Source organism: Streptomyces sp. NPDC001515, from assembly GCF_053597115.1.
Map to the genome: position 1 here is coordinate 97,188 of NZ_JBSFHN010000031.1, position 8,110 is coordinate 105,297.

Consider the following 8,110-nt stretch of genomic DNA (forward strand, 5'->3'; position numbering starts at 1 on the left):
CGGGCCTTGTGGTGACGCGGGTGACGCAGCCTTCCCTTTCTTAAGAAAAGAAAGGGGGGTGTCTGTTGTGGTGTGGTGCCGCTCAGGGCGTGAATGGGGAGCCGCTGCGCGGCGCGTTCATCGGGCGGCGTTCCGCCGAACAGCAAGAGGAGCACCCGTCGCCATGGCCGGTGGTGCTCCTCTTGCTTGTCCGTGCCGGGCGCCGAGCGGGTCAGAACGTCTGCTGCTCGTGGGTCGGCAGGGCCGGGCGGCGGGTCATCTCGACGTACCGGCCTTCCTTGGTGCGGCCCCAGTCGACGAGGACGGACCGGGCGGCGAGGGTGGGCTGAAGGCGCTTGAGGCGGTCCGAGAGGACTTTCCCGGTCGTGGGCCACCCTTTAGGCAGGGGGCGGAAGTCCTCGCCGCTGTAGAGGCCGCTGAGGAGGTGCAGCCACTCCGAGGACGTCATCCGCGTCCCGGCCCCGGGGTCGAGGGTGGAGGCGTGCTTGAGGACGGTCTGCGCGAGCAGGTCCCCTTCGATGACGTCGTCGTTCAGCTCGTCCAGGCTGTTGCGGTAGGCGGGGAGCGTGCCGAAGCCGGTCGCGGCGTCGATCTGCGCGCACAGGTGCGCGAAGTCCGCCATCCGCAGATCGCTGGGGATGTCCGCCTCGGTCGCCCGGACCTTGACCGTCAGGTCCAGGAGGGAGCCGAGGATGACGGGCAGGGCTGCTTCGAACTCCCGCCACAGTTCCGCCTCGGTCCGCCGCACCGTGGGGCGTTCCAGCCGCAGCGGCAGGAGGCGTTCGGCGAGGTCGGGGCGGATGACGCCGACGTCGATCCCGGTCAGGAGCAGGGGGCGGCGGTAGCGGGAGCGGTAGACGTCGCCGTCGCTGAACAGCGCGCGCTTGATGGACTCCGCTCCGGTGACGATGCAGCACATCAGGTCGGACAGGTCCGGGGCCAGGTGGGAGAGGTTGTCCAGGGCGGTGACCCATCCGGCGGCGACGGCCGTGATCAGGCTCTCCTCGTCCTTCGGGGCCCGTCGCAGGTCCCCGGTCATGCCCTCGATGATCCGCACCAGCATCCGGCCGGCCGTCGACTTCCCCGCGCCCTGGGGGCCGGTGAGGAACGGGGCGGGGACCGGGACACCCGGCTCAAGGCAGCCGACGAGCCAGGCCAGGGCCAGCGCCTCGGTCTCGGCGTTCGCGAAGTTCGTCAGCCGCAACAGCAGGTCGATGCCCTTGCCGTTGGTGTCCCGGGCGGGCATGGGGAGTTCCCCGGTGAGCTGGGTGCGCCGCCAGCACACCTCGCGCGGGTCGGGCACCTTGATCTCCCACCCGTTGGGGTGGATGCGGACGGACTGCCCGTCGTCGCGGCCCAGGTCCAGCCATGTCGCCCCGTCGACCCCGGGGGCCACCCGGATGTGGGTGGGCTGCACGTCCTGACTCAGTGCGAGTGCTTCGATCAAGTCCAACGCCTCCTTGAGCGATGTCCCGTTGAAGACGCCGACCCCGTCGTTGAAGAGGTCGACCATGAGTTCCTGCCGGTGGCTGCCCGTGGTGCCCTGGGAGCGGATCGGGCGGGCCACGGGGTGCCCGATCCGCTGGGCGTAGACGGTGCCCTCGGTTGTGCGGAAGTACCTGAAGTGCGCCTGCGCGTACTCGGTGATGACCTCGCGCGCCGGGGTCTTCTCGTCCTCGGACATGACTCACATCCCCAATGCCGTGAGTGCGTTGGACCACGCGTCCGCGCAGTGGCGCGGGCTCTCGCCCTTGGTCTGCGCGGCGGTGAACAGCCGCTGCAAGTGGGTGTCGGTCAGGCACCCGCACCGGCCGTGCGTGGACAGCACGGCCAGGAACACCCGGTAGACCGTGGCGTGGACGGCGGCGGTGGCGGCGGTGATGCGCTGCTCGGCCATCGCGATGCCGCGCTCCAGGTAGACCGGGGTGCGGTGCGGGCACGCCCCGCCCCCGGCCGGCGCGGCCACCACAACCGGCCGAGGAACGGTCGGCTTCTGGGCGACGAGGGCCCGCACGGTGTCGGGGAGGGCGGTGGTGGTGCCGGTGCCGGGGCCGAGCCACCGGGCGTAGGACATGGAGGACTTGATGTCCACGCCGGGCCGGACCGCGTTCGCGGACTGCATCGCGCCCTGGTAGATCCAGTGCTCGCCCCGCGTGGTGGGCACCGTGCGGGTGGCGGGCAGGGCCTGTCGGGCCCATGCGATGGCGGCTTCGTTGTCGAGGTCGACGACGGTGACCCCGGCCCCGCCGGGGTGGTAGGCCACGGCACCGGCCTGCCGCCACGCCGACGCCCACCCGGGACCGGACACGGTGGCGGGGTCGGTCGTCGCGGCGGCCCAGGCGTGGCACGGACGGGCGCAGTCGCAGGGGCCGGGCGTCTTCATGCTAGGCCGGCCACCGCAGGCGTTGTCGGCGCAGCGGGGGCAGTTCCCGAACGGGACTTTCCCGACCCGCAGCGGCAGTACCGGGACGCCGCGTGCGGCCAGGTCGAGGGCGGTGGTCAGGTGGGTGCTCATGCCGCCACCTCCGGCCGTGTGGCCAGGAAAGCGGTGGCGATCCAGTGGGTGTAGGCGGGCGGGAGCGCTTCGCGCAGGTTGAAGTGATCGGTCGACCAGTCGATGTGCTTGGCCTGCTGGATCTCCTCGGTGGTGGCCTTCCCGCCGCCCTTGCCGTACGCGGCGACGTAGGGGCCGTCGAAGTACTGGCCGTGTCGCCAGCCGCGCACCCTGCCCCGGTGGGCGGGGTGCGCGGGCTGCACGGTGGTCCAGGCGCCGAGTTCGAAGTAGCGGTGCATCAGCACGCCGAGCCCGAACTGTTCCCCGCACAGCCGCAGGTCCTTGCGGAGGTCGGCCCCCGCGACGTTCTCGATCACGTAGGGGCGGCCGACGGAGTTCAGAGCGGCCCGGGTGGGGGCGATGAGTCGGGGGTGGGTGTGCCCGGTGCGGGCGTTGCGGGCCGCGTTGGTGCCCTTGGTCGGGGCGCCCTCGCCCTGGCACGGGGGCGAGGTGTGGATGAAGTCGAACTCGTGCCCGTGCTCGCGGATGAACTCGATCGCGTCGCCCTGGTGGAAGGCGTCCCCGCAGTAGTCGGGCTGCGGGCGGACGTCCACGCCGGTGACGTGGCAGCCGGCCAACTGGTAGCCGCGCGCCGCACCACCGATGCAGCAGAACGCGTCCAGAACCCGCAGGATGCGGGCTCGCCGGATAAGGGTGGGTTGGGTCATGCTGGAGGTCTCCAGTTCTCGTGAGTTGAGCGGGAGACCAGGGCGGCCCGCTCTCGCCAAAGTCCGGGCCGCCCTAGCCGTGTCTAGAAGGGCGGTTCGTTGCTGGCCCACGGGTCCGCGACGTCGCGTCGGCGGTGCAGCCACCGGGGCCGGGTCGGGAGCGGTAGCAGGGTCCAGCGCTGGTTCTCGTCCCAGCACGTGCAGGGCTCCCACTCGGTGCCGGCGTACTCGCCTTCGTGGTCGCCGTAGTCGCGGTTCCAGCCGCCCTCGCCGTCGCATTCGGGGCAGCCGGGGCGGGGGGTGTCGGTCACGACCAGGGCCCGGCGGGGCCAGGTCGAGACCTGTAAGCGGAGTCGGATCATGGGTTTCCTTCCCATGGGGCAGGGAGGCAGAAGCACCCCCTGCGGTGAGCGTGCGGAGCGGGTTTTCGGGCTTCTGACCTGGGGTGCCTCCCTGACTCCCTGAACATCGTTTTCGCAGGTCAGGTCAGGGAGGTGGGGGCAGGGAGGGGGTGAGGGAGTTCTCCCTGCCTCCCTGCCGGTCCGGGGTCCGCCTCCCTGTCACTGGGCGGTGGAAGCGGAATCGTCCTCGGGGCGGTTGGCGAGGGCGCGGATGAGGCGGTCGCGGCCGATGACCATGACGCCGTCGGACTTGTAGGGCTCGGCCCCGGTGCCGCCGAGGACGCGCTTGAGGTCGAGGAACGACCAGCCGCCGTACCGCTTGTCGTCGAGGGTCGCGAGGCCCTTGAGGACGTCCTGCGTCCGCACCCGCGCCCGGTCGCCGAGCACGGCGAGAATGTCGTCGAGCGGGTCTCGTTCCTCGTCGTGCTCGATGACGGTCAGGGTGGTGATCCCGTCGCGGAGGGCCTTGGCCCGGTCGGTGATCGCGGTGGCCGCGTCGTCGTCGATGTGGTGGGTGCGCACGGTGATGGAGGACTGGCCGGCCGGGACGGTGATCCCGTCCGAGGCAACGACAAGGGTCCCCCGGTCCAGTCCGGGGCGCAGGAGGTTGGGGGCGGCGCCGCCGTCGACGGCCTTGTCACCGAGGGCCATGCGGGCCTGGGACTCGGTTCCCAGGGCGAGGGAGGCGCGGGTGTGGGCGCCTTCGCGGACCAGCTTGGGAAGGTTCTGGTCGGTGGGGTCCTGGGTGCCCTGCCACATCAGGACGTTGACGGCCCTGCCCTGGTTGTGGATCTTGCGGACGGCCATGAAGTACCGGGAGTTGGCCTTGGAGCCGCCGTAGGGGCGCTTCTCGTCGTCCTTGACCGGGCACATGAACGCCACCTGCGCCTCGTCGACCAGGACGATCAGGGGCGGGAACGTGGTGCCGGGCGGTGCCTGGATACGGCGGTTCATCTCGGTCACCGCGCCCTCGACCATTTCCGTGACCTGGATGACGTGTTCGTCGGTCGGGCCCTGGATGAGGGTGGTGGCCAGGCCGTCGAACATGTTCCAGTCCCCGACGCCCTTGAGGTCGCCCATGAGGAACTGCACGGACTTGTCCAGGGACAGCCACAGCGCGAGGGACCGCAGCGCGACGGTCTTGCCCTGGTTGGACAGGCCGGTGACCAGGAGGTGGCGCTGATACAGGCTCAGCGCGGCGGCGTCCCCGCGCAGGTCCTGACCCCAGGGCGCTTTCCCTTTGGCGTAGTCGGCGGTCATGGTGTCGTCGGTGACCAGCGGGGACGGCCCGATCGGCTCGTCCAGCGCCCCGGAGTCCGCGATCCACAGCCGGACCGTGCGGGCGGCCTGGGGGATGGTGATGAATACCTCGTGCTCATGCCGGGCCAGGTTCTCGGCGAGCTTGCGGCGCCGTCCCTGGACCTCGTTCGTGGCCACGCCGGAGGGCAGGGTGACGTCGACTTCGACACCGCATCCGGCGATGCGGATCGGGCCGAGCATCGCGGCCCCGGCATCGCCCATGTCCTTGATGGCCTTGCGCAGCGGGGCGACGCCGAGGTCGCGCAGGGCGGTGACGACGACGGACGGGGTGATCGGTGCGCCGGCGTCCTCGCCCCGGGTGCCCGTGGGCATGGCCCACGCGGGTGCGGCGCCCCGGCGGCGCCCGACGGCCCACACCCCGGCCAGGGCGACCAGGGGGCGGCGGCGACCAGCGGCCCCCACACCACCGTGGTGATGACGACGAGCAACCTGATGAGGTCGATGAACGCCATCAGCGGCGTGATGACGTCGGACGGGTTCTTGTTCGCGACGGCGAGCGCGATCCCGATGAGGATGAGTGTGCCGACGCTGCCGCCGGTGGCGAGGGCGGCGCCCTTGACGGCCTTCTCCGGGGCGGTGAGCAGGTCCATGCGGCGGCGGTGGCGCTCGGCGCGGAAGCGGTGCAGGCGCTCCTCCCATTCGGTGGCGAGGTCGAGGTTCCCCGCGGCTTCCGCCGCCCGCAGCATCCGTTCGTAGCGGGCACCGGTCCGCCCGTCCCACGCCCGACGAGCCACGATCCTGGTGCCCCCGACGACGTAGGAGCCGTGACGCACCGCGACCCGGGCCGCCGTCGCCGTCCGCTCGTGCCGCACCACACCCACCACCGCACGCCCCGTACGCCGCCACACCCGCACCGGCTCAACCGTCCCGGCGGGGCCAGACGGGGCCTCGGCGGCGGTGGCGGGCTCGGGGATCTCGGTGGGCTGCGGGGTGTCGGTGGTGGGTTCGGGGGTCTTGAACAGGTGGATCACGTTCTCGGACATGCCTGATCTCTCCTGATACTCGGCAGGGGAAAAGGGGGATTCAGCTCTCGGCCCGCAGCACGGCGCGCTCGGCACGGCGCACCGCGTCCTCGGCGGCCTTGCGGGCCTGTTTCGCGGCGGGGCGGTCGGTGCGGGGGGCGGTGCGTTCGGCGGCCTTGGCGTTGGCGAGGGCCTGCCTCGCGTCGGCCTGGACCTGGTGCAGGGCCCGCAGTTCCTGCGCGCCGCGCTCGGCGGCCCGCTGGTCGATCCGCTCGATCCGGGACTCCAGGACCGGGTCGACGCAGTCGGCCATCGCCTGGCGGAAGCCCTTGCGGAACAGACGTGCGCGCTCGCGCTTCTCGGCCGGGGTGTAGCTGAGCATGGGTTCCTCCCAGATGAGGGCAGGGCCGGGCTGTCCGGTCCTCCGCCCGCCCGGCATGGGTGTCCGGGCGGACAGGGGACCGTCAGGCGGGCCGCAGTTCGTCGGGGTGGCACAGGACCGGTCCGATCAGCAGGCCGATCCTGTGGACGGTGTACCGGCCGTCCGTGAGCGGGCCGGGCGGTACCTCGTCGATGATTTGGCCGGTGCGTCCGACGGCGCGCGGGTCATCCGCACACGCCACGATCCGCACCCGTTCACCTGCCTTGAACATGGCGAACTCCCTTTCTGGTCAGTGGCGGCCGGTCTTGCGCACGGCCTTGGAGGCGGCCTTGCCGCCGGTGCTGAGGGACTTCACGACGGTGACGACGCCCCAGGCCATGACGGCCGCGAGGAACGCCAGCAACGCCAAGTTCGCGGCGATGGCGGTGAGGACGCCGACCAGGAGCGGGCCGAAGTAGACGCCGGCGGCGACGGCCCCGGCGCCGACGCCGGAGCCCAGCGCGAGGCGCTGCACGGTGCGGTCTGGCGGGGCGTGGTGGACGTGGATGACCTGCGGTGCCGTGGTGGTGGGCTGGTAGGTGGGGAGGTGGTTGGTGTAGGCGGGGGTTCCGTCCGGCAGGGTGACGACGGCCGGGGTGCGGGGGGTGGGCAGGTGGGAGTCCATGAGGGGTCCTCTCAGGCGCCGGAGTGGAAGTCGGCGGCCGTGCGGGCGGTGTCCGCGATACCGGTGATCAGCTCGTCGACGCGGTCGAGGGTGACGTAGAGCATGCAGCTCCGGCCCCCGCTGCGGATTCGTACGGCGACGACGGTCTGAGCACGGTCGGTACCGGGGTACAGGACGACCGGCTCAGCGGTCAGGTGGGCACGGTCGCCCGATGCGTCGGTGAAGCGGTAGGGCATCGGCATGGGCGGGGTCCTTCCGGGCGGGGCGCCGAGAATCGACGCGCCGAGCGCCCCGGGCCGGATTCGATCCGGCGCCCTCGCGGCTGCTGCCGGGGCGGTGGTGGGGGTGCGGCTCAGCGGCCGGTGACGGGCTTGCCGGACTTCAGGTACGCCTGGGCGCGGCGCATCTCGTCGCGGGTGAGGGTGACGTTCAGGGCGGTCTTGGTGCCGCGCATGTTCTGGCCGACGATCGCGGCGGCGATGGCGGCCTGGGCGCACTGCTTGTCGGTCTTGCGGGCCATGTCCAACTCCTCAGAAGGCGGGTTGGAGTTCCCCGGGCCGGGGCCTCCCCGCCACCCCCGCACCGGGCCGGTGCGGGGGTGACAGGCAGACCCCGGGATCAGGCGGCCAGGGCGAGCGCGGCCAGCACCAGGGCCAGGACGTGGGCGGTCTGGTCGACGTGCGCGGCCCCGCCGTGCTGGGCCCAGGACGTCTGGCCGGTGCGGGTCATCCACCACTGAACGGGCCAGCGCCGGTCGATGAACGCGTGCGTGGAGCCGATCCAGAGCAGAGCGGCGACGACGACGGGGACGGACAGGGCCACCCCGTCCAGGACCGCAGCACCGAGGGCGAGCGCGGCACCGCAGGTGAGGACGTGGGTTCCGGCGTGGCGGAGGTTCGCGGCCCATCCGGCCGCGCACCGGTCGGCCTTGTGCGCCGCCTGGTGGTCGGTCTGGAACGGGTAGTCGGCCAGGAGGTGGCCGAGGTAGAGCAGGACGAAGAGGGAAGCGAACACGATGGGTCCTTCCAGGTCAGGAAGTCAGCGAAGGGGAGTCGGCGCAGGGCACGCACATGCCGAGCGAGGACGGGATGCAGTACCCGGCGTCGCGGTGGCAGGCGGGGCAGGTGCGGCGGGCGAGCATGGCCTTGGCGAGCGCGGC

10 protein-coding genes and 2 pseudogenes are annotated in these 8,110 nt (G+C 72.0%); all 12 read right to left on the reverse strand.

The window, feature by feature from the left end; genetic code table 11:
- Positions 1-211 precede the first annotated feature (211 nt).
- Entirely contained in the window at positions 212-1,684 is a 1,473-nt protein-coding gene (locus tag ACWCXC_RS28465) for an ATP-binding protein (RefSeq protein ID WP_450890914.1), read from the reverse strand.
- Between the two features lie 3 nt (positions 1,685-1,687).
- Positions 1,688-2,515 carry a bifunctional DNA primase/polymerase gene (locus ACWCXC_RS28470; protein ID WP_450890915.1) on the reverse strand — a complete coding sequence of 276 codons (828 nt, stop codon included), beginning with the start codon at positions 2,513-2,515 and terminating at the stop codon, positions 1,688-1,690.
- The gene (locus ACWCXC_RS28475; RefSeq protein WP_450890916.1) at positions 2,512-3,222 is read right to left on the reverse strand and encodes a class I SAM-dependent methyltransferase; all 711 of its coding nucleotides are present in this window, start codon (positions 3,220-3,222) and stop codon (positions 2,512-2,514) included. The genes ACWCXC_RS28470 and ACWCXC_RS28475 overlap by 4 nt, the downstream gene beginning before the upstream one ends.
- 83 nt (positions 3,223-3,305) lie before the next feature.
- Positions 3,306-3,584, reverse strand: a complete 279-nt coding sequence (locus ACWCXC_RS28480) for a hypothetical protein (RefSeq protein ID WP_450890917.1) — start codon at positions 3,582-3,584, stop codon at positions 3,306-3,308.
- 198 nt (positions 3,585-3,782) lie between these two features.
- Positions 3,783-5,926: pseudogene (locus ACWCXC_RS28485) on the reverse strand (FtsK/SpoIIIE domain-containing protein).
- 40 nt (positions 5,927-5,966) lie between these two features.
- On the reverse strand, positions 5,967-6,287 hold the full coding sequence (locus ACWCXC_RS28490) for a hypothetical protein (RefSeq protein WP_450890918.1): 321 nt from the start codon (positions 6,285-6,287) through the stop codon (positions 5,967-5,969).
- A gap of 82 nt (positions 6,288-6,369) precedes the next feature.
- Positions 6,370-6,558 carry a hypothetical protein gene (locus ACWCXC_RS28495; RefSeq protein WP_450890919.1) on the reverse strand — a complete coding sequence of 63 codons (189 nt, stop codon included), beginning with the start codon at positions 6,556-6,558 and terminating at the stop codon, positions 6,370-6,372.
- A gap of 18 nt (positions 6,559-6,576) precedes the next feature.
- Positions 6,577-6,951 carry a DUF6251 family protein gene (locus ACWCXC_RS28500; protein WP_450890920.1) on the reverse strand — a complete coding sequence of 125 codons (375 nt, stop codon included), beginning with the start codon at positions 6,949-6,951 and terminating at the stop codon, positions 6,577-6,579.
- Between the two features lie 11 nt (positions 6,952-6,962).
- Positions 6,963-7,193: a hypothetical protein gene (locus ACWCXC_RS28505; RefSeq protein ID WP_450890921.1), complete on the reverse strand. Its 231-nt coding sequence runs from the start codon at positions 7,191-7,193 to the stop codon at positions 6,963-6,965.
- Between the two features lie 110 nt (positions 7,194-7,303).
- A complete protein-coding gene (locus tag ACWCXC_RS28510) occupies positions 7,304-7,471 on the reverse strand; it encodes a hypothetical protein (RefSeq protein ID WP_450682382.1) in 168 nt (55 codons plus the stop codon).
- Positions 7,472-7,569: 98 nt separating this feature from the next.
- The gene (locus ACWCXC_RS28515) at positions 7,570-7,965 is read right to left on the reverse strand and encodes a DUF3307 domain-containing protein (protein ID WP_450682381.1); all 396 of its coding nucleotides are present in this window, start codon (positions 7,963-7,965) and stop codon (positions 7,570-7,572) included.
- Between the two features lie 16 nt (positions 7,966-7,981).
- Positions 7,982-8,110 (reverse strand): annotated as a pseudogene (locus tag ACWCXC_RS28520) (RRQRL motif-containing zinc-binding protein); the annotation flags it as partial.

What these genes read in the sequence shown, in the direction of transcription:
- ACWCXC_RS28475 (WP_450890916.1), bottom strand. Translation starts at nt 3,222, where the DNA reads ATGACCCAACCCACCCTTATCCGGCGAGCCCGCATCCTGCGGGTTCTG.
- ACWCXC_RS28480 (WP_450890917.1), bottom strand. Translation starts at nt 3,584, where the DNA reads ATGATCCGACTCCGCTTACAGGTCTCGACCTGGCCCCGCCGGGCCCTG.
- ACWCXC_RS28470 (WP_450890915.1), bottom strand. Translation starts at nt 2,515, where the DNA reads ATGAGCACCCACCTGACCACCGCCCTCGACCTGGCCGCACGCGGCGTC.
- ACWCXC_RS28505 (WP_450890921.1), bottom strand. Translation starts at nt 7,193, where the DNA reads ATGCCGATGCCCTACCGCTTCACCGACGCATCGGGCGACCGTGCCCAC.
- ACWCXC_RS28490 (WP_450890918.1), bottom strand. Translation starts at nt 6,287, where the DNA reads ATGCTCAGCTACACCCCGGCCGAGAAGCGCGAGCGCGCACGTCTGTTC.
- ACWCXC_RS28465 (WP_450890914.1), bottom strand. Translation starts at nt 1,684, where the DNA reads ATGTCCGAGGACGAGAAGACCCCGGCGCGCGAGGTCATCACCGAGTAC.
- ACWCXC_RS28500 (WP_450890920.1), bottom strand. Translation starts at nt 6,951, where the DNA reads ATGGACTCCCACCTGCCCACCCCCCGCACCCCGGCCGTCGTCACCCTG.
- ACWCXC_RS28495 (WP_450890919.1), bottom strand. Translation starts at nt 6,558, where the DNA reads ATGTTCAAGGCAGGTGAACGGGTGCGGATCGTGGCGTGTGCGGATGAC.
- ACWCXC_RS28510 (WP_450682382.1), bottom strand. Translation starts at nt 7,471, where the DNA reads ATGGCCCGCAAGACCGACAAGCAGTGCGCCCAGGCCGCCATCGCCGCC.